Annotated in this window: 24 protein-coding genes, 1 tRNA gene, 1 pseudogene and 1 riboswitch; of the genes and pseudogenes, 11 read left to right on the top strand and 15 right to left on the bottom strand. The window is 61.2% G+C overall.

Annotated elements, in window-relative coordinates; translation table 11 throughout:
- Positions 1–514: pseudogene (locus tag EOA86_RS00735) on the bottom strand (hypothetical protein); the annotation flags it as partial.
- A 138-nt stretch (positions 515–652) separates the two neighbouring features.
- On the bottom strand, positions 653–1,192 hold the full coding sequence (locus EOA86_RS00730) for an EipA family protein (protein WP_051694969.1): 540 nt from the start codon (positions 1,190–1,192) through the stop codon (positions 653–655).
- A gap of 479 nt (positions 1,193–1,671) precedes the next feature.
- On the opposite strand from EOA86_RS00730, the gene EOA86_RS00725 reads away from it, so the two are divergent.
- Together EOA86_RS00725 and EOA86_RS00720 are read left to right on the top strand one after the other, a co-directional pair.
- Positions 1,672–2,301 carry a histidine phosphotransferase family protein gene (locus EOA86_RS00725; protein WP_128340425.1) on the top strand — a complete coding sequence of 210 codons (630 nt, stop codon included), beginning with the start codon at positions 1,672–1,674 and terminating at the stop codon, positions 2,299–2,301.
- A gap of 245 nt (positions 2,302–2,546) precedes the next feature.
- Positions 2,547–2,915: a response regulator gene (locus tag EOA86_RS00720; protein WP_065011886.1), complete on the top strand. Its 369-nt coding sequence runs from the start codon at positions 2,547–2,549 to the stop codon at positions 2,913–2,915.
- A gap of 119 nt (positions 2,916–3,034) precedes the next feature.
- Here the strand turns inward: EOA86_RS00720 and ctrA are convergent, their stop codons facing one another.
- Positions 3,035–3,730, bottom strand: a complete 696-nt coding sequence (ctrA, locus tag EOA86_RS00715) for a cell cycle two-component system response regulator CtrA (protein WP_006203583.1) — start codon at positions 3,728–3,730, stop codon at positions 3,035–3,037.
- Positions 3,731–4,180: 450 nt separating this feature from the next.
- Here ctrA and EOA86_RS00710 point away from each other — a divergent pair, with 450 nt between their 5' ends.
- Together EOA86_RS00710 and EOA86_RS39215 are read left to right on the top strand one after the other, a co-directional pair.
- Positions 4,181–4,558: a flagellar export protein FliJ gene (locus EOA86_RS00710; protein ID WP_029349790.1), complete on the top strand. Its 378-nt coding sequence runs from the start codon at positions 4,181–4,183 to the stop codon at positions 4,556–4,558.
- A gap of 234 nt (positions 4,559–4,792) precedes the next feature.
- Positions 4,793–4,951: a hypothetical protein gene (locus EOA86_RS39215; RefSeq protein ID WP_206629937.1), complete on the top strand. Its 159-nt coding sequence runs from the start codon at positions 4,793–4,795 to the stop codon at positions 4,949–4,951.
- A 73-nt stretch (positions 4,952–5,024) separates the two neighbouring features.
- Here the strand turns inward: EOA86_RS39215 and EOA86_RS00700 are convergent, their stop codons facing one another.
- A complete protein-coding gene (locus tag EOA86_RS00700; RefSeq protein WP_006203587.1) occupies positions 5,025–5,300 on the bottom strand; it encodes a DUF1153 domain-containing protein in 276 nt (91 codons plus the stop codon).
- 273 nt (positions 5,301–5,573) lie between these two features.
- Here EOA86_RS00700 and mnmA point away from each other — a divergent pair, with 273 nt between their 5' ends.
- The gene (mnmA, locus tag EOA86_RS00695) at positions 5,574–6,764 is read left to right on the top strand and encodes a tRNA 2-thiouridine(34) synthase MnmA (protein WP_065012039.1); all 1,191 of its coding nucleotides are present in this window, start codon (positions 5,574–5,576) and stop codon (positions 6,762–6,764) included.
- A 56-nt stretch (positions 6,765–6,820) separates the two neighbouring features.
- On the opposite strand, the gene EOA86_RS00690 is transcribed toward mnmA, so the two are convergent.
- Positions 6,821–7,786, bottom strand: a complete 966-nt coding sequence (locus tag EOA86_RS00690; protein WP_128340424.1) for a Gfo/Idh/MocA family oxidoreductase — start codon at positions 7,784–7,786, stop codon at positions 6,821–6,823.
- A gap of 344 nt (positions 7,787–8,130) precedes the next feature.
- Here EOA86_RS00690 and EOA86_RS00685 point away from each other — a divergent pair.
- Positions 8,131–8,207, top strand: a tRNA-Met gene (locus EOA86_RS00685).
- Between the two features lie 381 nt (positions 8,208–8,588).
- The gene (locus EOA86_RS00680) at positions 8,589–9,548 is read left to right on the top strand and encodes a DMT family transporter (RefSeq protein WP_128340423.1); all 960 of its coding nucleotides are present in this window, start codon (positions 8,589–8,591) and stop codon (positions 9,546–9,548) included.
- Between the two features lie 140 nt (positions 9,549–9,688).
- Here the strand turns inward: EOA86_RS00680 and EOA86_RS00675 are convergent, their stop codons facing one another.
- The 4 genes from EOA86_RS00675 to EOA86_RS00660 form a co-directional block, all read right to left on the bottom strand.
- Complete coding sequence (locus EOA86_RS00675) at positions 9,689–10,243, bottom strand: ABC transporter permease (RefSeq protein ID WP_245497068.1); 555 nt, start codon at positions 10,241–10,243, stop codon at positions 9,689–9,691.
- A 276-nt stretch (positions 10,244–10,519) separates the two neighbouring features.
- On the bottom strand, positions 10,520–11,497 hold the full coding sequence (locus EOA86_RS00670; RefSeq protein WP_128340422.1) for an ATP-binding cassette domain-containing protein: 978 nt from the start codon (positions 11,495–11,497) through the stop codon (positions 10,520–10,522).
- A 100-nt stretch (positions 11,498–11,597) separates the two neighbouring features.
- The gene (locus tag EOA86_RS00665) at positions 11,598–12,107 is read right to left on the bottom strand and encodes a superoxide dismutase family protein (RefSeq protein ID WP_095517262.1); all 510 of its coding nucleotides are present in this window, start codon (positions 12,105–12,107) and stop codon (positions 11,598–11,600) included.
- A 132-nt stretch (positions 12,108–12,239) separates the two neighbouring features.
- Positions 12,240–13,016 carry a sulfite exporter TauE/SafE family protein gene (locus EOA86_RS00660; RefSeq protein ID WP_128340421.1) on the bottom strand — a complete coding sequence of 259 codons (777 nt, stop codon included), beginning with the start codon at positions 13,014–13,016 and terminating at the stop codon, positions 12,240–12,242.
- 259 nt (positions 13,017–13,275) lie between these two features.
- Positions 13,276–13,388, top strand: a riboswitch (TPP riboswitch).
- Between EOA86_RS00660 and EOA86_RS38360 the strand changes: the two genes are divergently transcribed.
- From EOA86_RS38360 to EOA86_RS00645, 4 genes are all read left to right on the top strand, one after another.
- Positions 13,379–13,525 carry a hypothetical protein gene (locus tag EOA86_RS38360; protein ID WP_156768265.1) on the top strand — a complete coding sequence of 49 codons (147 nt, stop codon included), beginning with the start codon at positions 13,379–13,381 and terminating at the stop codon, positions 13,523–13,525. It overlaps the preceding riboswitch by 10 nt.
- Before the next feature lie 25 nt (positions 13,526–13,550).
- The gene (locus EOA86_RS00655; protein WP_164759940.1) at positions 13,551–14,351 is read left to right on the top strand and encodes an ABC transporter permease; all 801 of its coding nucleotides are present in this window, start codon (positions 13,551–13,553) and stop codon (positions 14,349–14,351) included.
- Entirely contained in the window at positions 14,348–15,106 is a 759-nt protein-coding gene (locus tag EOA86_RS00650; protein WP_128340420.1) for an ABC transporter ATP-binding protein, read from the top strand. Before EOA86_RS00655 ends, EOA86_RS00650 begins: the two co-directional genes overlap by 4 nt.
- Positions 15,103–16,116, top strand: coding sequence for an ABC transporter substrate-binding protein (locus EOA86_RS00645; protein ID WP_128340419.1), 1,014 nt, complete (start codon positions 15,103–15,105; stop codon positions 16,114–16,116). Before EOA86_RS00650 ends, EOA86_RS00645 begins: the two co-directional genes overlap by 4 nt.
- A 260-nt stretch (positions 16,117–16,376) precedes the next feature.
- On the opposite strand, the gene EOA86_RS00640 is transcribed toward EOA86_RS00645, so the two are convergent.
- From EOA86_RS00640 to EOA86_RS00615, 6 genes are all read right to left on the bottom strand, one after another.
- A complete protein-coding gene (locus EOA86_RS00640) occupies positions 16,377–17,492 on the bottom strand; it encodes an AI-2E family transporter (protein ID WP_128340418.1) in 1,116 nt (371 codons plus the stop codon).
- 682 nt (positions 17,493–18,174) lie between these two features.
- Entirely contained in the window at positions 18,175–19,686 is a 1,512-nt protein-coding gene (locus tag EOA86_RS00635; protein WP_128340417.1) for an aldehyde dehydrogenase family protein, read from the bottom strand.
- A gap of 216 nt (positions 19,687–19,902) precedes the next feature.
- Complete coding sequence (locus tag EOA86_RS00630; protein ID WP_128340416.1) at positions 19,903–21,177, bottom strand: RNA polymerase sigma factor; 1,275 nt, start codon at positions 21,175–21,177, stop codon at positions 19,903–19,905.
- Positions 21,174–21,548 carry a YciI family protein gene (locus EOA86_RS00625; protein ID WP_128340415.1) on the bottom strand — a complete coding sequence of 125 codons (375 nt, stop codon included), beginning with the start codon at positions 21,546–21,548 and terminating at the stop codon, positions 21,174–21,176. Before EOA86_RS00625 ends, EOA86_RS00630 begins: the two co-directional genes overlap by 4 nt.
- Positions 21,549–21,661: 113 nt before the next feature.
- Entirely contained in the window at positions 21,662–22,768 is a 1,107-nt protein-coding gene (locus EOA86_RS00620) for a DNA topoisomerase IB (protein ID WP_128340414.1), read from the bottom strand.
- Positions 22,769–22,927: 159 nt separating this feature from the next.
- Positions 22,928–23,374 (bottom strand): transglutaminase family protein (locus tag EOA86_RS00615; protein WP_164891508.1); only part of this gene is annotated, 447 nt, incomplete at its 5' end.

The following is a 23,374-nucleotide window of genomic DNA, read 5'->3' as shown; positions in this document are numbered from 1 at the left end:
GTTCGGACTCGCGCGCCACAAGTTCGATCTGACGGCTGCTGGAAGAAAAGCTGGCGTCGTCATACATATGCTCCAGTTTTTTCAGCTCGAGCACACGCTTTTCCAGGGCATGTTCGGTTTGAGCAAGCCGATCCGACACAAGCTGCAGCTGGTCTTCGCGCTGTCGAAGGTCTTCGCCCTTGGCCTCGAGTTCGGAAAGGGCCTGTTTCTTGTCCTTCCGCTCGAGCGCCAGCTCCTTCAGGGCCTCGCGGCCGCGGCTGATCTCGACAAGCTGTTCGGCCGCCTTTTCGCGCAACGACTTGACGCTCATTTCGAGCCGGCGCGTCGACATGGCGAACTCGGCGCGGATGCGATCCTTCTCCGCCTGAATCTCGGCCAGCGTCAGCGGCATTGAGCCCTCGACGCGTTTGCGCGTCAGCATCACGGCCCGCCGCCAGATGGCCGGGGCAATCATCAGCGCCACAAAGCCGGCGCAGAGAAAGCCGAGGACAAAGAACAGGACCGACTGAACCAAGGTGACTATCCGTTATGGACCGTTAGGGACTGTGCCACGTTCGCATGACGGAATTCCAGTGCTGCGGCAAGGGTCTGCCGCAGCAATGTTCAAGTCTTCGACCCTGGAACCAATCGGGATGACGAGGCAACCGCCTGCTCAGAACGGATTCCAGGTCGCACGCTGGGTAAGCTTGAGATAACCGAGATTAACGCCAAGCCGGGCGCCGACGCCGGTACGGATCGGCACCAGCAGCACATTGTTGTTCTTCATCACGTTGAAGCCGACGCCAGCCACGAGATAGGCGGAGCCGGCAACGCCGCCGAAACGATTGTAGAGGCTGTTCACATCGTCGAGATTGTAGACCAGCATCATCACCCGCGAGCCCTCGCCGCCAAAATCCCAGCCGAGCGACGGGCCCTGCCAGAACACTTTGTGATCGCCGGCATTCTTGGTGTAGAGCGTGCCTTCGCCATAGGTAAGGCCACCGATCAGTGCGCCCGAGCCCTCCTCGCCAAGCAAATAGCCATTAGGCAGGCCGTAGGAGGCGAAAATCTTCTCGACGACGGTGGCGAGCCCGCCCGATGTTGCGCCGAAGAATTTATGCCCGGAATCGACGATCTCCTGAGCGGTGTATTCCTGGGCCCGCGAAGGGGAGGTTGAAAAGACGACGACAAGGCCCATCAGAGCGATCGCCATTGAGGTGACACGGGAAAAACTCCGGTCAGAGATGACACGGGAAACCCGGTCAGAGACGACACGGAGAAAACTCCGGTCGGTGATGACACGGAAAAAGCTCCGGTCGTAGTATCGGGAAAACATGCTTCCAATCTCCGTCAGGGAGCACTTTCGCCGACGCCTCGCATCCGTGCGGCTCTTTGGCGGCCGCTAAGGATGACTGTTATGGGCAAACTATGCCGTAATCCTTTTTCAACCATTAAGCTTTCACATGAAGATGGCGGTTAGAAGGCTGGTTTCGAGCCGGTTTCGCGTCGCTTGCGCAGTATCCGCCCCCTGCGTGAACACACCATTTTCGATAACGGCAATTCCGGATTTGTTGCTGCACGCTCAGGCGCTGTGTATTCAGTAGGCCTTGGGAGAGAGCGTGATTCGTGTGGACAGGCGTGACCATTGATCGCCCGGCCATTTTTAGTGAAATTTTGCAGGGACTTTCGCCGATGGCCGAGCTTTTCACCGTTTCCGCACCCGATCTCGCAGCGCTTTTGTGCAGCCGGGTCTGCCACGACATCATTTCGCCGGTCGGCGCCATAAACAACGGGCTTGAGCTGCTCGACGAAGGCGGCGCCGACGAAGATGCCATGAAATTGATTCGCCAGAGCGCCAGAAACGCTTCGGCCCGCCTGCAATTCGCCCGCATCGCCTTCGGCGCAGCCGGTTCTGCCGGCATGATGATCGACACGGGGGACGCCGAGGCCGTTGCGATCGCCTTTTTGAAGAACGAAAAGCCGGAACTGGTCTGGAACGGAACCCGTGCGCTGCTGCCCAAGAACAAGGTGAAGCTCCTGCTCAATCTAATTCTCGTCGCCAACGCCGCCATTCCGCGTGGCGGTAAGCTTACGGTTACGCTTGAAAACCTCGACACAGAACCACGCTTTGCGCTCGCCGCGAGCGGTCCGATGCTGCGCGTGCCGCCCAAATTCCTGGAACTCCATTCCGGCAACAAGCCTGAAGAACCGATCGACGCGCATTCGGTGCAGCCCTACTACACGCTGCTTCTGGCGCGCGAGGCGAACATGACGATATCGATACACGCAACCGCAGAAGAAATCGTGCTATCGGCCGCTTGAAGTTGCTAAGGTGAGTGACAAGAACAGACAACTATTTTTAGACAATGTTTACTACGCCCTCACGGATGAATGACATGAACCTTCCAGGCTAGTTCGACCGAAGCGTCGTCAAGAAGTTTCCGTAAAAGCTGGTCTTGCAAAAATTTTTATCTATTGGCTTTTCAGCTTCTTTACCGGATTGATCCTACCGTGCCTTTCAGTACCGCGACGCTGCCGGATTGCCGCATGGCACAGAGGGCCCGGAAATGAAACGCTGCATGTTCATCGACGATTCGAGCGTCATCAGGAAGGTCGCAAAGCGCATCCTGGGTGGTTCCGACATGCTGGTCATCGAAGCTGCGCGCGGTTTTGACGCGGTCGAGATGTGCACTGCTGACATGCCGGATATCATCGTCGTCGACGGCGCCTTGCCGGACATGCAGGCGGAGGACGTCATTCGCCGCGTACGCGCCATCGAAAGTCCGATACAGCCCCAGATCCTGATTTCGCTGGTTGAGGTCGACGTTGCTTCGATCATGCGGGCAAAGCGCGCCGGCGCTCAAGGCTATCTGCTGAAGCCGTTCAATCGGCCGCAACTTCTCGAGTGCTTCCGCACCCTGAGAATTGCAGCCTGATTCGCCGACCCCTGGCACATGGCCCCGGAGGTCGGCGCTCTAATGTCTGCGCTACAATCGCAAAAGTCCGGCCGAAGCCGGATTTTTGTCGGAAAATTGATCGGATCGGCGTCGTCAGCTCAGGCGCTGACGCGGATATCTTCCGGCTCGCGCAGCACATAGCCGCGACCCCAAACCGTCTCGATGTAGTTCTGGCCGCCGGAAGCGGCGTCGAGCTTCTTGCGCAGCTTGCAGATGAAGACGTCGATGATCTTCAGTTCCGGTTCGTCCATGCCGCCGTAAAGGTGGTTGAGGAACATTTCCTTCGTGAGCGTAGTGCCCTTGCGCAGCGAGAGCAGCTCCAGCATCTGGTATTCCTTGCCCGTCAGATGCACGCGCTGCCCACCGACCTCAACGGTCTTGGCATCGAGATTGACCACCAGGTCACCGGTGGTGATCACCGACTGGGCATGGCCCTTGGAACGCCGCACGATGGCGTGGATGCGGGCAACCAGTTCGTCCTTGTGGAACGGCTTGGTCATATAGTCGTCTGCGCCGAAGCCGAGGCCACGTACCTTGTCCTCGATGCCGGCCATGCCGGAGAGGATAAGGATCGGGGTCTTCACCTTGGAAAGGCGAAGTGTTCTCAAGACCTCGTATCCCGACATGTCGGGCAGATTGAGATCGAGAAGGATGATGTCGTAGTCGTAGAGCTTGCCTAGATCGACACCTTCTTCGCCAAGATCGGTCGTGTAGACATTGAAACTTTCCGATTTCAGCATCAGCTCGATGCTTTGTGCGGTCGCACTGTCATCTTCTATCAGCAGAACACGCATTTCATTCCCCTTTTCTGCTGCCGGATCATTTCACGACCCGTCCAGGACCGGAGCAGTGATTGCCTGAGCAGAGGCTGCCATCGAATGGTTAACAAAACCTAATTCCGTGCCGTTGACGGTATCAGATTTTTTAACCCCTTTCTACACCATGTTGAATCTAATAGTGAATCACAGAACCAAAACGCTAATGCAAAACATTAATGAGTCAGGCTAAGCGACTCCAGAGACTCGCTGGCCGTGCTTCCGCATCGAGAGCCGGAATTTTTACCCGGCCTTAAGTCCTGAGCCGTATGATTAACAATGCCCGTAAACGAATGGTTACCGCCGGCAAAAAACTTTAGGAATTTGTTTCCCATAGTTCCGGTAAAGTCGGTGGAGACGGGTGACGCCTGAGTTTGCCAGGTGGATTGGACGATATGTGCAGGTGTGCGTTTCCAGGAGTACCGAATCATGAAGTCACGTGAAAACCTCGTTCGGCTGAAGCAGTTTCAGGTGAACGAGAAGCGGCGGCAATTGCTGCAACTCGACATGATGATCGCCGAATTCGAGCGCATGGCTGTCGAACTGGAGCTTCAGATCACAGCCGAAGAAAAGAAAGCCGGCATCACCGACATCAACCATTTTGCCTATCCGACCTTCGCCAAGGCAGCGCGCCTGCGCCGCGACAATCTCAGAAATTCGCAAAGCGACCTCGCCCAGCAGCGAAGCGTTGCCGAATCACTGCTCGGTGAAGCCGAAGCGGAGCTTTCCAAAGCGGAAATGCTCGAATCACGCGACACCAAGATTCGCGACGCCGAGACCGGCGGCCGCAGCGCCATGATCGGCTAAAAACAAGGCTTTAAGGCCAGTCAACACCCAGCGATCAGGGCGTTGCTCATCTGGAACGTCGCCGCTCATCGGTCGAGCAGCCGCCAGTTTCAGGCCTATGCTACCAAATCCCCTTCATATTCCGCGACCGGCCGCATCCGGGCATCCCTAATGTCGGGCGTATGCGGTTCCGACCAGGACCTTATCTGATTGAGCAGCCCATCAGGTTCTGGCCGAGTTCGGCGCGTCGAGCGGATGTCCAGCGGGCCCGACCGCGCGGGCCTTATGGAACTTGGCAAGGTCGATGCGAAAGAGCTTGCCGCCTATTGTGGCAAAGACCTGCTCGATGACGCAGGCGCAATCCATGCCTTTCCCGCCGCCATGCCGATCGGCAATATGGTGCTGACGGTCTGAAGCAGAGAGAGCCGTTGCGGCAAAGCTAAAAAGGGCGCGGATTGTCGCGCCTTTTGACTTACTTGGACCAGCCCTAATGCCGATATTGCTGGATGCGCGTCGTGCGCAGCCCGGCAAGGCCATATTCGTCTATCGACGCTTGCCAGGACAGGAATTCCTCGGTGGTCAGCTTATAGCGCTGGCATGCCTCTTCGAGGCTCAAAAGCCCGCCGCGCACCGCCGCCACCACTTCGGCCTTGCGCCGGATAACCCAGCGACGTGTGTTCGTCGGCGGCAGATCGGCAATCGTAAGGGGGCTGCCGTCGGGCCCGATAACATATTTGACGCGCGGTCTAACAAGATCGGTCATCGTACTCTCTACAAAAAACTCAAAGACCCAACCCCCACCACATTACCGCCACAGCTTTAAAAATTGCCTAAGCGAACCCTAATAGCTAGGTAAGGATCATGAACGGCGCGTTAGTCTTTTCGTCGGCATTTGAGGCATCTGCCCGCAAGCGCCGTATCCATTAGAAAAAATCGGCCGGCTCGCGAAGCTGGCGCCCCCGGAAAGCTTGACCTATATTCCGGCCATTGGCATTCAAGCGCCGTCCTCCAGGGCGCCGTGCAGAACGAAAGAACCATGAACAGCCTCGACCTTCCCGGACGCCCCGAAGATACCCGCATCGTTGTTGCCATGTCGGGCGGCGTCGATTCGTCGGTCGTTGCCGGCCTATTGAAGCATGAAGGCTATGACGTCGTCGGCGTCACGCTGCAGCTCTACGACCACGGCGCGGCAACGCACCGGGCCGGCTCATGCTGCGCCGGCCAGGATATCGACGATGCTCGCCGCGTCTCCGAGACGCTCGGCATTCCGCACTATGTGCTCAATTACGAGGAGCGCTTCCGCAAGGCGGTGATCGACCCCTTCGCCGAGAGTTATGTGGCCGGCGAAACGCCGATCCCTTGCGTTTCCTGCAACCAGACAGTGAAATTCGCCGACCTTCTGGCGACCGCCAAGGAGCTCGGTGCCGACGCGCTGGCCACCGGCCATTACATCCGCTCTGGAGCCAACGGCGCCCATCGCGCACTGTACCGGCCTGTCGACGCGGACCGCGATCAGAGCTATTTCCTTTTCGCCACCACGCAGGCGCAGATCGACTATCTGCGCTTTCCGCTCGGCGGCCTGTCGAAGCCGCAGGTTCGCGCCATCGCCGAGGAAATGGGGCTAACGGTCGCCGCTAAGCAGGACAGCCAGGACATCTGCTTCGTCCCGCAGGGCAAATATTCCGACATCATTGCCAAGCTGAAGCCGACTGCTGCCAATCCGGGCGACATCGTCCATATCGACGGCCGCGTGCTCGGCCGCCATGAAGGCATATTGCGCTACACGATCGGTCAGCGCCGCGGCATCGGCATCGCGTCGGGCGAGCCGCTCTACGTCGTCCATCTCGACGCCGACCGGGCCCGCGTCGTCGTTGGTCCGCGCGAGGCGCTGGAGACGCATAAGATCTATTTGCGCGACATGAACTGGCTGGGCGACGCTGCACTGTCAGATATCCCGACGGCTGGGCTGGAGCTTTTCGCCAAGGTCCGCTCGACACGCCCGCCGCGCCCGGCCGTGCTGCATCACAACGCCGGGATCACTTCGGTTGAACTGGTCGACGGCGAGTCCGGCATCGCGCCCGGCCAGGCCTGCGTGCTCTATTCCGACGACGGCAACGAAGCCCGCGTGTTCGGCGGCGGCTTCATCGAGCGTTCCGAGCGTGGCGCCGAGGCCGAGGCGATGCTGACGCGGCTGGCAGCCCGCCCGGCGCAGATTCCCGCCGAATAGACGAAGATCCCGATTTTATCGGGATGGATCAGGCTCTGATACAGCCGCATTTTCTCTCAGGAAGACGATCCGGTGTGGATAACCGTGCCAGCGGTCAGGATACGCAGCACCCTGATGGCTTCCTCGCCGATGGTACGCGGTTCTGCCCGCGTCTCGATGCACTGGAGGAAATGCTCGAGCTCTCGCGTCAGCGGCATGCCCTCGCCCACCGCCACATAGGACGGCTCGTTGGTGGTGAAGGCCCATTGGCCGCTGTCTTGCCACACCGCGTGGCGGTAGACGGCGAGCTTGCGCTCCCACGGCTCGACATCATCGAACACCGCCATCGCCTTGGTGCCGACCACGGTCAGCCGCCGCTCGCGGTAAGGGTTGAGCCGCGACGCGAAGAGATGGCTGCGCAGACCATTGGGAAAGCGCATGTGCAAATGCGCGAAATCGCTGAGATTGTCGAGGAGCGCTGCCCCCTCACCACGCACCTCGATCGGTTCCGTGCCGGTGATGGCCAGGATCATCGACAGATCGTGCGGCGCAAGGTCCCACAGCGCATCGTTTTCGGTATGGAACTTGCCAAGCCCGAGGCGGTGCGAATGGATATAGCGGACCTCGCCGAGCTCGCCACTGTCGATCAGCGCCTTCAACGTCTCGAAGGCTGGATGAAAGCGCAGCACATGGCCGACCATGAAGACGCGGCCATTGTCGGCCGCCGCTTTCACCGAGCGCTCGGCATCCGCCACCGTCAGCGCGATCGGCTTTTCCACCAGCACGTCCTTGCCGCCCCGGACTGCGCGCACCGCCATATCGGCGTGGAACTGCGGCGGCAGCGCCATTACGATGGCATCGACGTCGCTGCGGACAAACAGCGCCTCCGGCTCGATCGCCAGGCAATCCTGCTCACTGGCGAAGCCTTCGGCGCGGGCAGGGTTGACGTCCGAGACCGCGTGCAGCGCGCCGAGCGCCTTGAGGGTGCGGATGTGGTTGCTGCCCCAGTATCCGCAACCGAGGACTGCAATGCGCGGTTTCATCAATTCCAACTCTAGAATTTCGTGGCCGAGACATAGCGGCGGGCCCCGCCGAACTCAACCCCGGCATTTCTGCGCCCAATTATCTGCCCGGCAAAGCTTTTCGCCATTAGAGCGACCTGCGTCCGCTCGAACGCGTAAGGTACACGTCTCAAGACCGTAAACCTTCGCATCGTTACGGAAGATCGATTCCGATTTCGGAAAAGCACGATGTGATACAAGTGGCGGCATGCCGGCTGCATCGATGCTTGACAGGCTTGGCGTCCCAACCTTATATCCGCCCGACCTTGGCGAACGCTTCGACATGCCTTCTGATTTAAGGCGGATTTCGGACCTTTCGCCGCCCTGGCGGGGTAGCTCAGTTGGTTAGAGCACGGGAATCATAATCCTGGGGTCGGGGGTTCAAGTCCCTCTCCCGCTACCAAAACTCTCTGAAATAGCTTAATAATTTTGATCCGCTTAGCGGCGGGAACGCTAAACAGCATTCGTCTGCTTGCGCTTTCGCGCGTTCTGCCGGCGAGGCGGACGCGATTGAAAAGCCCGCGCCTCCGGGAAAGGTCGCGGGCAACGGTCTGTTGGGATCAGAGGAGGCCCGCGCCCCTGGAGAAGGACGCGGGCTGTGATCGGCGGGGAGGATCCGATCTGGCAGCATTTGTCTGCGGCTGCAGAAGCCGAACTTTCGTCGCTGGCCTGTGTTCCACACGGAAAACAAAAAACCGCCGCACAAGGATCGGTGAAATAGGTGGCGTTGCTGCTCGGCAAGTCGCAGCAATCTTGCTAAGATCCGCAGTGGGAGGAGAGGTACATGCAATCGCTGCCGATAGCCCATCCAAGCGTAGCCAAGGCGACTGCCGGCGTATCGCTTCCTCTCGCCTATTCCACCGCGACGCTCTGCTGGCTCCTGTCCGCCGGCGTCTACATCGCAGCCAAGTGGGTTGCCCCCGAAATGCCGCCTTGGGCGCTCTGCTTCTGGCGGCTGGCGCTCGCCTGCGCGATCCTGCTGCCTATCGTCCATCGTCATCACGGGGCGATGCTCGTGCTTATCCGGTCCCGGACGATCGAGGTGCTGGCCATCGGCGCGATCGGGCTGACCCTCTGTCAGGGCATGATCTACACGGGCCTCAGTTACACCGACGCGACGACCGCCGGCATCATCATGGCGCTGTCGCCAATCATGACCATGGTGCTTGCCCGCTACGTGCTCGGCGAGCCCCTCGGCGTCTGGAAGGCTCTTGGCGCGCTGCTCGCTCTGGTCGGGATGGTGGTGATCGTAGCGCGCGGCGACCTTACCGCGCTGATGCGGCTCCAGTTCAATCCCGGCGAGTTGTGGATCGTCGGCAGCGCGTTTTGCTGGGGCCTCTACACCGTGCTGCTGCGTCGCTCCAAATTCGCTATCGAGCTTCTGCCGATGGTGGTCCTGCTGCTAGGAGCCGGCGCGCTGGTCGCACTGCCCCTTTATCTCTGGGAGCTGTTTTCCGGCGAGCGTTCGGCGCTGCATGCGAACGGCCTTCTGGCACTCGCCTATGTCGCTGGTCCGGGCGGCGCTCTGATGTATTACCTCTACAACCGCAGCGTCGAGACGCTTGGTGCCGGGCGCGCCAGCATGCTGCTCTATCTGCAGACTGTCTTCGTCGCCGTGCTCGCTTATCTTTTCCTTGGGGAAAGCTTGCACGACTTCGACCTCGCCGGCGCTGCCTTTATCGTCGCCGGCCTGCTGCTCGCCACCGCGATCAAGCCGAGGCAGCGCACGGTGCATGTCGCGTAGGGGAACATCCGCACAGCCGAACCCAAGACGGCGCTTAGCTAGCGATCAAGAGCCGAGGCGCACATCACGCCAGATCACGCCAGATAACGTCGACGGTTTCGCTTGGATCGGCGGTCCGTCTGCGGCATGCGCAGAACCAATCACCTTCTGAGATACAGCCATAGGGTCGTCGGCGCCAGGATCGCGGTCAGCGCTACCGGCGCGATCAGGGCGAGGACGACCTGACTGAGTGTCGCCCCGCCACCCATCAACCCGCGCAGCGCCGTCGTCATCAGCGACACTGGATTGACTTCGACGAAAGCCCGCAGCCAGTCCGGCATGGTTCCGGGGTCGACCATGATGTTGGAGGCGAAGACGAGAGGGAACAGGAAAGTAAAGCCGAGCGTCATCACGGTGGTTGGCGTGCGGATCAGCAGGCCGAGCACGATGAATACCCAGCCCATGCCGAACCCGATGGCGATCAGCATGGCGAAGGCGGCAAGCACGCCGGGGATGCCTGCCTCAGGCCGGTAGCCGAGGATCAGCCCGATGGTGAGAATGATCGAGGCGGCAATCAAATGGCGCAGGATGTCGCCCACCATCAGGCCGGCGAACGGAGACAGCGACCAGATCGGCAGCGATCGGAAGCGGTCAAACAAGCCCTTGCCGAGATCGGTCGACAATCCCATGCCCGAATAGACTGCGTTAAACACCACGGTCTGAACCAGGATGCCGGGTAGGAAGGCAGGTATTCGCCAGGCGAACCGGCGAGCGCACCGCCGAAGACGAAGGTGAAGAGCAGCGTGAACATGATCGGAGTCATCACCAGATCGAAGAGCTGCTCCGGCACATGGTTGAATTTCAGCACAGCGCGCCATCCGAAGACGAGCGCGTTGGAAAGGGCTGATGGGGTTCTAGGTCGGGCGACGCTTTGCAGCCGCTGCAGGGATGTCGTGTCGATCATGGCTTGTCGCCTTCCTTGCGGCTTTCACTCAGGCCCGGCTGGCCGTCAGCGCGAAGAAGACCTCCTCGAGGCTGGGCTGGCCCATGGAGAAATCCGACAGCTCGATGCCGGCGGCGACCAGCTCGGCCAGCGCCTCGTTGGCGGTCTTCGCTGTGCGGGCAAGGACGGAGAGCTCCGCGCCTTCGGCACTGCGTTGGACAGGGTGCTCCAGCCGGCGTTCCAGAATGGTCGCCGCTTCGTCCAACCGAGCGACATCGGCGAGCGCGACATGGAGAAAGCCGGAGCCGGTGGCCGCCTTCAGTTCGCGGCTGGTACCCTCGGCGATCTTCCTGCCGTGGTCGATGACGGCGATGCGCGCTGCAAGTTGATCGGCCTCTTCGAGATATTGGGTGGTGAGCAGGATGGTGACGCCGGCCTCGGCGAGGCCGCGGATCATGCCCCAGACATCCTTGCGGGCGTTCGGATCGAGGCCTGTGGTCGGTTCGTCAAGGAACAGCACGCCCGGCGTGACGACCAGCGAGGCGGCTATGTCGAGCCGCCTTCGCATGCCACCTGAATAATCCCTCACCTGCTTCGTCGCCGCTTCGGACAAGCCGAAAGCCGCGAGCAAATCGTCCGCACGAGCTTTCGCGGCGCGACCGCGAAAACCCCAGAGTCGGGCGAGCAGGACAAGGTTCTCCCGGCCCGTCAAGTCCTCGTCGAGCGAAGCGAACTGCCCGGTCATCGCGATTGCCGCACGGACCTCGTGCGGGGCCTGCACGAGATCGTGCCCCATCACGGTGGCGGAGCCGGCGTCGGGGCGCGACAGCGTCGCGAGCATCCGCATCAGCGTTGTCTTGCCGGCGCCGTTCGGGCCCAAGATGGCGAAAATCATGCCGCGCGGCACATCGAGATTGATACCATCGACCGCGCGCAGCTTGCCGAATGTCTTGACCAGGCCGCGAGCGGAAATGGCTGACTGGGCAAGGCCCATAGAAGGCACACCCTTAGGAGAAGTATCGTTCATGCAATCATCACGCTAGAGGCTCCGACCATCTACCTGGCCGCCGAGGCTGAAGAGCCGGTCAGATCATATGTCGGACAGGTCTCTACTCATTTCGAGGTTTTCACTCGATCACGGCGCAGGCCTGACGATTTCCGGCATCACCTGCAGGCTGGCTTTTGTAGTCGTCCTGTCCGCCGTGGATCATCAATGCCTTGCCTCGTATGGCCGTATCTCCACCATCCAGCTTGACCACGCTGTTGAAAGCCTGCGAACGCAAAACGCCGTCGGGGCCGACCCGCTGATTTGGCATATCGCCCGCGTGCGGGCCTTTCCCGGTGAGGTATCCATGTTCGGCATTCGTCGGATTGAAGTGCCCACCGGCCGAGGCATGGCCGGTCTGATGGTCGCACTTCCCGGTTTCGTGAATATGGAATGCGACCCATTCACCCGCCGGCAGTCCTGTTACCTCCAACGCTATCAGCACGCCGTGCGCCGTTTCGGTCAGCGTGGCCGTTCCGTTCTTCTCGCCAGCCATGTTGACGAATTCGGCTTTCGCGGTCGCGGTGTCCTGAGCCGCTGCCGGCATCGCGACCGCCAGCGCCAACCCTGCTGTTGCAACCAATTTTTTCATCGACTCGTCCTCCGGTTGTCCAAGGAAGCCAAACATCAAAGGGGTCTCTTCGTTCCATTTGGGAACTGAGTTTTCGTTTCCGGCACGGCCGCCGGGGAAGCGACGCCGACAACTTTTTCGATGTGCCTCAGTTTACACCCATTCGAAGAGTTGCGCGGTTTGCCAGCCTGCTAGCAGTATGATGAGAATACCAACGAGCCTGAGAAGCGTCTTTTCTACGATTGACTTCACTACCCAACCGGCCATCGGCGCTGCGACTACGCCGCCAAGGATCAAGCCGGCGACAGAGAGTAGATTTTCCGTTAGCTCTCCTGCCTCCGCCCAATGGCCCGTTAGTAATGCAAACAAGAAGGTCAGAGACACCGAGAGCGTGATGAGGAACTCGCTCGCATTTACCGTTCCAATAACGTAGCGGGGCGTCCCGCCAAAACCGAGAAGGCCCGTCGTTACGATTGGACCCCATCCGCCACCCCCTGCGGCATCGAGAAATCCACCACCAAGCCCAAGGGGAGGCACCACGCCCGCAGGGACCGGTTTGCTTGGGATCCGCCGGAAGGAACGGAACAGGAGCCAAGCTCCGACGAGCGCAAGGTATGTCGTCACATATGGCTTCATGATCGCCCCCTCAAACGAGGTGAGCACAAAAGCGCCGAGAACGCCGCCGAGCACGCCAAATGGCATCAGCCGCCAGAAAAGTTTCCAGTCGATATTGCGGTGATAGAGGTGAGCCGAACCCGAGGCCGCAGTAGTAAACAACTCAGCCGCGTGAACTGAGGCCGAAGCGTGTGCAGGAGACACGCCAAACCCCAGCAGCGTTGTCGAGGAAACTACGCCGTAGGCCATGCCGAGAGCCCCGTCGACAGCTTGAGCTACAAACCCTACGAGCGCAAAAAGGATAAATTCTTGCATTTGGCTCTCCAACAAAGCGCGGTCGTAATGGGCGAAATAGAAACCCGCTGCCTACAACGAATGCAATTCATGTCTTCATGCTTCCACAATTCACCAAACGCCTGGCATCGACAATGGCGACGATCGGGAAACTGTCCACTCGATCGTCGCCTTTCCGCACCCGCTGCGATCGCATAGCACTGCGGCCCACCTCCTCCGACCCGAAGTTTCACGGGGCCGGACCCTGACTTGCAGCTCCACCCCATATCTGTTTAATTGCCGCCATCCACAGGGGTGCTCCGTATCGTCGGGGCTGAGAGATGGGCTGCAAGCCCGTAAACCCTAGAGCTGATCTGGATAATACCAGCGGAGCGAGGCGGGCGATGTTTTCCGACGCACAGATTTCTCTTGATCCGATGACCGGCGAGTTCGTCGGCGTCGTCAATATTTCGACGCTCCCGGTTGGCACGCCCGAGGGCCATGTCACGACCGACCTCACGGTCTCGGCCAACAGCCCGGCCCCGCGCTGATCTTTTCGCGCCAGACAGGTCTCGCATGTCCCAATCTTTCTCCGCCGCGCCGCGAATCGCAGCCTTGTTCGCCAAAATCGGACCGGCCTTGCTATCTGTCGGCACGCTGGTTTTGGCTTGGGAGCTCTATGCGCGCATCTCGGGCATCTCGCCCACCACGCTGCCCGCGCCGTCACGCATTCTCGCCCAGGCCATCCAGCAGCGCCAGGCGCTGTTCGACAACACTGTGCCGACCACCAGTGCCACATTGGTGGGCTTCGCCTGCTCGCTGGCCGTTGCCTTCCTTCTTTCGGTGCTGATCGATTTCTTCAAACCGCTGCGCCGCGCCCTGTTCCCGGTCTTCATCATTAGCCAGACGCTGCCGCTGGTGGCGATCGCCCCGCTGGTCATTCTCTGGTTCGGCTTCGGGCTGACGCCGAAGATCATGCTGGTCGCCCTCGTGACTTTCTTTCCCATGCTGGTCGCGCTGGTGCAGGGTTACGAATCGACGGATCGGGACATCTCGGCGCTTCTGAGTTCGATGGGCGCTTCCCGCATGCGCATTTTCCTGCTGGCCCGCCTGCCCTCCTCGCTGCCCTATTTCTTCGCCGGGCTGCGTATCTCGATCACCTACGCCGTGGTGGGCGCCATCTTCGCGGAATATGCCGGCGCGGCCAAAGGGCTCGGCATCTACATGCTCAACGCCAAGAACAATTTCCGGCCCGATCTCGTGCTCGCAGCCGTGCTGATCAGCGCCTTGCTCACGCTGGCCCTGTTTGCCGCCACGGTGCTGATCCAGCGCGCCGCCATGCCATGGGAGCGGCTCGATGCCGCACGAAAATCATGAGCAGGCGGCTGGAGCTGCGCCAAGTCAGCAAGCGTTTTGGCGACATTGACGTGCTTGCCGGCATCACCCTGCATGTCGAGCCGGGCGAATTCGTTTCAATCCTCGGCCCCTCCGGAGCCGGCAAATCCACGATCTTCAGATTGCTGACGGGCGGTCTCGAAGGCTACGGCGGCGGTGTCGACTTCGACGGGCGGCCATTGGCCGACGCGCGCCGACCGTTTGCCTTCATGCCGCAGCACGATGCCCTGATGCCTTGGCGCACAGTTATCGACAACACCGCGCTCGGTTTGGAAGTGCAAGGCATGTCCCGCAAGGCGGCGCGCGACAAGGTGGCGCCGCTCTTCGGCGAATTCGGCCTTGCGGGCTTCGAGCAAAGGTATCCGGCGCAGCTCTCGGGCGGAATGCGCCAGCGCGCCGCGCTGTTGCGTACCGTCGTGCAGGACCGCGCCATGCTGTTGCTCGACGAACCGTTCGGCGCACTCGACGCCCTCACGCGCACCGGCATGCAGCGCTGGCTTGCGATGATGTGGGACCGACACCGCTGGACCGTCCTGCTGATCACCCACGACGTGCGCGAGGCAGTCTTCCTGTCCGACCGCATCTATGTGCTGAGCAGCCGCCCCGCCCGCGTGCTGCGCGAAATCGCCATACCTCTTCCGCGCCCGCGCACGGATCATGTCTCGCCGGAAGCCAGCGCCATCGAAGCCGACATCCTCGATACCCTGCTCGATCCACAGCCCGCCCAAAGGACATGACCATGCTTTCCAGACGCCTCTTCATCGCTGCCGCATTGATCTCCGGGCTCGGACCCGTCACGTCCGTCCGCGCCCAGCAGACTGTCACCGTCGCACTAGACTGGACGCCGAACACAAACCATGTCGGGCTCTATGTCGCCCAGACGAAAGGCTTCTACGCCGAGGCCGGGCTCGACGTGCAGATCCTGCCCTACAGCGACACTGCGGCCGGTACGCTGATCGCCAACCGCGTGGCTGATTTCGGTATATTGGGATCCATAGGATTGTTCACCCAACGCACGGCCGGGGCCGACCTCGTAGCCACCTACGCCATCATGCAGACAGAAACCGGCAGGCTGGTGTTCAATGCCGACCGCGCCGATATACAGTCCCCAAGGGACCTGGACGGCCTAACCTATGGCGGTTTCGGCAGCGCCTGGGAGAATGCGCTGATCGGCACCATCATCCGCCATGATGGCGGCGAGGGCAAATTCGAAACGGTGACGCTGGGCACCTCCGCCTATGAGGCCTTGGCCAATGGCGCAGTCGATTTTACGCTCGAAGTCTATACTTGGGAGGGGATCAAAGCGGAACTTGACGGCAAGGCCCAACGCGCCTTCCGCTACGCCGATTACGGCGTGCCCGACCAACACACCAATTTCATTGGCTCGAGCCGGGCCTACCTCGAAAAGAACAAGGACACGGCAACTGGGTTCATCGCCGCGACCAGGCGCGGCTATGCCTTCGCCGTCGAACATCCGCAAGAAGCGGCTGACATCCTGATCGCAGCAAACAGCGACGTGCTGACCGACCGTCCGCTGATCGAAGCATCCCTGAAGGCGCTGGTCGACGGCCACTATCTGCAAAGCCCCACCGGCGCGATCGGCACAATCGATCCAGCAAAGATGGAGGCGATCGGCGACTACCTGTTCAGGGCCGGCGCCCTGCGCGACAGCGATGGGAACCTGATCGGCGCACGCCCCGATTTCGCGGCCTATTACAGCAACGCCTATATAGCCGGCGAAAAATGAGCCCGCCGCTGCGCATATATCTCAATGCCGTGATCTTTGGCCTCGGCAGTCACGAGGCCGGTTGGCGCATACCCGAAAAGCGACCCGCTTGCCTCGACTAGCCTCGACTATTGGGTCGACCAGCAAAGCTTCATCGACGACGTGATGCCTTTGCTGGAGCGTTCGGAAGTTTTCGACGCTGGGGGTGAGCGCACCCTTCGCGAGCGATACGGCCTGCCAAGTCTTTAGGTCTAGAATCGAACAGAGGCGCGTGGCGGTGCTTACTCACGACTAGGCCCGGCTCCGGACTGACGTGATGGCTTCGTGTAGCGCTTTGGCGTCAGTTCCGCCCCGGGTTGGCCGTTCAACCGTTTCTTGAGAATGTCAATGAGGCTGATGGTGACCGCGATCACCGCAGGGCCGAGGACGAGTCCGGATGCTCCAAAGAGGACGATGCCACCGACCGCGCCGATAAAGGCCATGACTGTGTGGAGCCGCAACCGGCTCCCGACAAGCATCGGATAGAGCAGATTGTCGATGCCGGCGACGACGCCGCCGCCCCAGATGGTCAGGATCGCTGCGCTTGCCCAAGACCCTTCCAGTGCGAGATAGATCGCTGCCGGCACCCAGATCACGAATGCGCCGAGCACTGGCACGATGGCAAGAAGTCCCATTACCAGGCCCCAGAAGACCGGCGTGGGCAGGCCGAGCCACCAGAACATCAGGCCGCCCAGCGTTCCCTGCACAGCGGCGACAAAAACGGTGCCTATCAGGATCGCATGTACCGTCTCGGCAAGGCGCGACAGCATGTATGCCGTCTCCGGTGCACGCAGGGGCGAGAGACGCTCGATCCCCCGCAGGGCGGATTCACGGTCCCGCAGAAAATAGAACAGCAGATAGAAAGTCAGCACGAACATCACGGCCTGATTGATCGAGCCGCGCAATAGCGATGTGCTTTGTCCCGTCAGCCATTGCACAAATGCGGCGACCGTGCCGGCCGGATCGAGTTGGTTCTCAACCCACTGGGCAACCGCCGAAAGCCTGGGATAGCCCGACACGAAGGCATCTGTGTTCCAACCCCGGATGACCTCCTCCAGATAGGTGGCGCCGTTTACCGCCTCGCGAACAAGCTGCTGTGCCACGAAGATGAGCGGCAGGCCGACTGCAACCGCCGCGATGCTGACTGACATCAGTGCAGCCAGGTTTTGGTTCCTGAGCCTTTCCTCGACCCGTCGATGAGCCGGATACAGGACGATTGCCAACACCAGCGCCCACGTCAATGCGGGCAAAAAAGGCAACGCCAAGAGATAGCAGACATACAGACCGATCGCCGTCGCGGCCACGATGCCGAGCAATCTCATTTGTTTCATATCGGGCATCTGTTTCAGGTCGGGCATCTCTCGCCGTCTCGCAAACCAAGCGAGCCTAGTGGATTTCCCGACAAAATGGCAGCTTCCGTTGCCGCACCCCTACGGCTAGGCGGCTGTGGAATATGACGACAATGTCACGGACATTTTCTCACTCATTGGGCTGATTATGCCGGCTGGGCACCCGTACCCGATGCCAGCACCGCGGCCTGCCCGGTCGTGGATGCTCTGAGCTACGGCGGTTCTACAGCTCACTCGCGAACTCGCAGCTTCACAGGACCAATAGAAAAAAGGCCGGACTGTTAAAGTCCGGCCAGGCATGAAGGTTTAAAACCTCCAGAGGGGAACGCGCCGGACGCAATGGGAGGAAAACATCCGACGCAGTGCGTATATGGGTCGCCTCGGTTGACGCTTCAACGAGATGTGGTGGGCCACATCAGCCGCTCCATAGAGCCACATCCGAAGATTCATCGTCACGGTCTGCGGCAGCTTCGATCGCCGCTGACGAACAGGCGCGCATGCCGCGCGACCTCGCTACCGGCGCTCTACAGATTCCGCCAGATGGCGAGGGCACGGGAAAGGCCGGCGTTAGCTCGCCATTCTTGATGCGGCTTTCGCAGACTGTCTTGGATCTCCCGGAAGCCGCTGAACGGCGACCGAGATAAATCGTGGCAGCTATTGGCATAGCCGCCACGACAAGGGTCTCACCAGCCTAGTCGATGTCGAAGGATACGCCTTGGGCCAGCGGCAGCGCCTTGGAATAGTTCACCGTGTTGGTGGCGCGCCGCATGTAAGCCTTCCAGGCATCGGAGCCCGACTCGCGGCCGCCGCCGGTCTCCTTCTCGCCACCGAAGGCACCACCGATCTCGGCCCCTGATGTGCCTATGTTGACGTTGGCGATGCCGCAGTCGGACCCGTCGACGCCGAGGAAGCGCTCGGATTCCTGCAGGTCGCGGGTGAAGATCGACGACGACAGCCCCGCTCCGACCGCGTTGTGCTCGTCGAGCACGGCGTCGAAATCCGAGTACTTCATCACATAGAGGATCGGCGCGAAGGTCTCTTCCGTCACCGGCGAGACCTGCTTGGGCATCTCGACCAGCGCCGGACGAACGTAATAGGCGTCGGGGTGGCCATTGTCGACCCGCGTGCCGCCGGTCACCTTGCCGTCGTGAGCGGCGGCTTCCTTCAACGCGTTCTGCATGCTGTCGAAGGCTGCCTTGTCGATCAACGGTCCGACCAGCGCGGATGTCTCCAGCGGATTGCCGACCGAGACGCTTTCATAGGCCTTCTTGAGGCGCGGAACAAAGGCATCGTAGATGCTCTCATGCACGAACAGGCGCCGCAGCGTCGTGCAGCGCTGCCCGGCCGTGCCCATGGCGCCGAACGCAATGGCGCGCAAGGCCATGTCGAGATCGGCCGTCGGGCGGACGATGCCGGCATTATTGCCGCCTAGCTCCAGCACAGCGCGCGCAAAGCGTTTTGCCAGCCGCGGACCGACATCCCTGCCCATGCGGGTCGAGCCGGTGGCCGAGACCAGCGGCACCTTGGGATGGTCGACCAGAATTTCGCCGACGGCGCGATCGCCGATCAGCACCGACGTCAAACCTTCCGGAGCATCGCCGAAACGCTCTGCCGCACGCTTGAAGATCGCCTCGCAGGCGAGCGCCGTCAGCGGCGTCTTTTCCGAGGGCTTCCACACCACAGCGTCGCCGCAGACCAGCGCAAGCGCCGCGTTCCACGACCACACCGCGACCGGGAAGTTGAAGGCCGAAATCACGCCGACGACGCCCAGCGGGTGCCAGGTTTCCATCATGCGATGACCGGGCCGCTCGGTGGCGATGGTCAGGCCGTAGAGCTGGCGCGACAGGCCAACGGCGAAATCGCAGATGTCGATCATTTCCTGCACTTCGCCGAGCCCTTCGGACGGAATCTTGCCGACCTCGATCGACACCAGCCGGCCAAGCTCGGCCTTGTGCGCGCGCAGTTCCTCGCCAAGCAGCCGCACCAGCTCGCCGCGCTTCGGTGCCGGCACCAGACGCCAGGCCTGGAAGGCTTTGTGGGCGGCATCGATGGTCTTTGCCGCACCGGCCGGCGAGATCGTCCTCAGCGCGGCGATCTGCTCGCCTGTCACCGGGCTGCGCACGATAAGATCGCCGCCCGAAAGCGCGTCCTCAGCGACACCGAGTTTCGCCAGTAACCCGGCTGTTTCCTTCGCAATCGTCATTTTCTTTCCCTTTCAGAATGCATGTCGCCCAAAAGTGCGCAGCGGTTTTGGGACAACGACATGCATAAAACAAACCTGCCAAAGCCTTGTGCCATGCCGTCCCTGTACCGATCGGCACATCAGGCGCTGTCATGGCGTGGCATTACTCGTTTCAGGGAAAAATCGCCACCCCGGCATGGTCTAAGCCAAGGTCAGACCGTTGAACCAGTGACTCGTTCAGCGCGCTGTCTGCGCGGTTCCCCGCGCGGCGCCTTCCTTCATCAGGCGGTCGATATGCATGCGGATATGGGCGGCCTCGGCTGCCGTGTTGGCAAGAGCGATGGCACGGTCGAAGGCGATGCGCGCCTCCTCGCCACGACCAAGCTGCATCAGCAGGCCGCCTTTGAGGCCAAAGAAATGGAAATAGCCGGAAAGCCTTTGCTCCAACGGCTCGATCATGGCAAGTGCCGCTTCCGGCCCGCGCACCTTGGCGACCGCGACGGCGCGATTGAGCGTCACCACCGGCGACGGCTGCATCTGCTCGAGCAAGCTGTAGAGCAGGTCGATCTCGTTCCAGTCCGTATCCTCGGGCTTCGCCGCCCGCGCATGCAGGGCGGCGATCGCGGCCTGCACCTGGTAGGGACCCGGCTTCTGGTGGCGCAGCGCCTTGTCGACCAGCGCCAGCCCCTCGTCGATCATCTTGCGGCTCCACAGGCTGCGATCCTGGTCTTCGAGCAGCACGATCTCGCCATTCTCGTCGAAACGCGCCGGCGCACGCGCATGCTGGAGAAGCAAAAGCGCCGCCAGGCCCATGATCTCCGGCTCGGTCTGGAACAGCCTAAGCAGCAGCCTGGCCAGCCGGATCGCTTCTTCGCAGAGCGGCGCGCGGGCTGGTGCCTCGCCGCTGTTGGTCGAATAGCCTTCGTTGAAGATCAGGTAGACCATGGCAGCGACGGCGGCCAGTCGTTCGGACCGCTCAACCGCACCCGGCGTCTCGAACGGCACGCCGGCATCGGCGATGCGCGCCTTGGCACGGGTGATGCGCTGCTCCATGGCGCTTTCACCGACGAGGAAAGCGCGGGCAATCTGCTTGACGGTCAGGCCTGAAACGATGCGCAACGCCACGGCGATCTGCTGCGTCGCCGGCAGGTCGGGATGGCAGCAGATGAACAGCAGCCGCAATATGTCATCGCGGTAGTGCGCGCCGTCCAGCCGTTCGGCGATGTCGGTCTCGGCATCTTCCAGGTCGGAGATCTGGTCCTCTTCCGGCAGCGGCGCCTGCTTGGCACGTTTGCGCACCGCGTCGATGCCGCTGTTGCGGCCGACGAAGATCAGCCAGGCTGCCGGATCGCGCGGCGGGCCGTTTGTCGGCCAGTTCTTCAGAGCTCGCAGGCAAGCGTCCTGGAAGGCTTCCTCCGCCGCATCGAGATCGCGGAAGTAGCGCAGCAGCGCGCCCATCGCCTGGGGGCGGGCAGTGCTGATCGCCGTGCTGATCCAGGTAAGGTCGGTCATGCGGAAACCTTGGCGGGATCGAAGAGCGAAACCGGACGTATCTCGTAGGAGCCGCCGCTCGGGTTGACCTCGGAAAGTTCACGCGCAAAGTCGACGGCCTCCTCGAGATCGGCGCATTCGAGGGTGTAGAAGCCGAGGAACTGTTCCTTGGTTTCGGCAAATGGTCCGTCGATGACGACCGCTTCGCCTTTGACCTTTCTTAGGGTTGTCGCAGCGGTTGTCGGCAGCAGCCGCGCGACCGGGCCCAGCCGGCCCGCCTGAGCGTATTTTTCCTGCACGCCCAGGAGTTTTTTCATGACAGCGTCATCTTGCTCCTTGCTCCAGGAGCAGACGACGTCTTCGGAGGCGTAGCAGAGGATCGCGTAAAGCATAGGTCGTCCTTTTCTCTGTCAAAGGACGAAACACTAGGGCCTATCCCGACATGACGTCGACAAAAAATTACGTCCTGCACGGATCACGAAAGCCTGCGGCGGCTCCGTTCGGTTCAGCTCCCCTGCGCCTTCAGCCATCTCAGTACGAGAGCCTCTTCGTCGTCAAGACCGGGTATCGATCGTTTCCGCTTGTTCGCATCCGCTATTTCGCTGAGCAGCCGTCCTTCGGACCAGGCATCGAAAACTTGCGGGTGGATGTAACATCTGCGGCAGATGGCGCGGGTGTTGCCCAGCCGCTCGGCGACCTTGTCGATGAGGCCGTTCATCACCCGCTTCTGTTGTGCCCGGCTTTCCGATCGTTCGGTTTGCGCAAACAGTGACGCAGCATGGATAGTGCCGCCCCAGGTTCGGAAGTGCTTGGAGCTGAAATCCGCCCCTGCCGTCTCCCTGATGTAGCGGTTGACTTCGTCGGATCGGATCGGTCGCCTGCTTCCGTCGTCGTCGAGATACTGGAACAGCTTCTGGCCCGGCAGATCCTGCGCCCCGCGCACGATCCTGGCGATCCGGCGATCGACGAGCTTCAGCTTCCATTCCTTGCCGGACTTGCCTTTGAAAGCGAAACGCAGGCTCGAGCCATTGATGTCGACATGGCGGTCGCGCAGCGTGGTCAGCCCAAAGCTGTTGTTGTCGCGAGCGTAGGCGGCATTGCCGACGCGGATCATCGTGTTGTCAAGCAGCCAGACCACAGCGGCGACAACGCGTTCCAGCGGCAGGCCGTGACGGCGCAGATCGGCATCGATCTGGCGTCGCAGCTCAGGCAGGCTTTCTGCAAAGGCAACCAGGCTCGAATATTTGACGCCGTCACGCTCCTCCGCCCATAGCGCATGATACCGATATTGCTTGCGTCGGCGCTGATCACGGCCTGTCGCCTGGATGTGACCGTCAGCATCCGGCGAGATCCACACATCCGTCCACGCCGGTGGAATGGCGAGCGCCCTGATGCGGGCCATAGTGTCGTCGTCGACACCCTGCCCGTCAGGGCCTTTATATGAGAATCCCTTGCCAGCCCTGAGACGCCGGATACCGGGCTCGGCGTCGGTGAGGTAGGTAAGCGAGGCTCGATCGGCAGAGGCTTGCGACCCATTTGTCGGCGCCCCGTCTTTTGGTGCAACCTCCTTGCCAGCCGATCGGCCGGATGGCGACCCGGATTTGTCCAACATGTCCTCTCCGCGAGAAATTTTCCCGTAGATAAGCGCCGGACCCGCCGCTGGTTCCGCGAATGGCTTTCAGAATGATGTCAGGCTCACCGCGTGTGCGTTCGAGGAGCCTTCCTCTGTCTACGTTCGGCGCCTAGAAATCGAGTGCGGCCTCGCTTGCCGTTATGCCTTTTCCAGCACGACTGGAATGACGTCGACTGCTTGCTCGCCGACCTGCCCTCCGGTTGTTTTCAGGACGCCGACGATCGGCGCTACATCCGAATAGTCCCGGCCATGACCGACGGTGATGTGGTCGTTGCTTGCCCGCATGCCATTGGTCGGATCGAACTCCTGCCAACCGGTGTCGCGCCCGCACCACACCTTGACCCAGGCATGCATGGCGTCGGCCCCTTCCAGCCGCGGTTTTCCGCGCGGCGGAATGGTGCGCAGGAACCCGCTGACATAGCCGGCGGGGACACCCAGGCCGCGCAGGCCGGCGATCATGATATGCGAAAAGTCCTGGCAGACGCCCCGCTTCAGGTCGAAGGCATCGCTTGCCCGGGTCTGCACCGTAGTCGCCTCGCCATCATAGGTGAAATCGCGGTAGATACGGTTGCACAGGTCCATGGC

Source organism: Mesorhizobium sp. M5C.F.Ca.IN.020.32.2.1 (genome assembly GCF_004023105.1).
GTDB lineage: Bacteria > Pseudomonadota > Alphaproteobacteria > Rhizobiales > Rhizobiaceae > Mesorhizobium > Mesorhizobium wenxiniae.
Note: the sequence above shows the minus strand (reverse complement) of the source record. Positions and strands in the feature narration are given on the sequence as shown.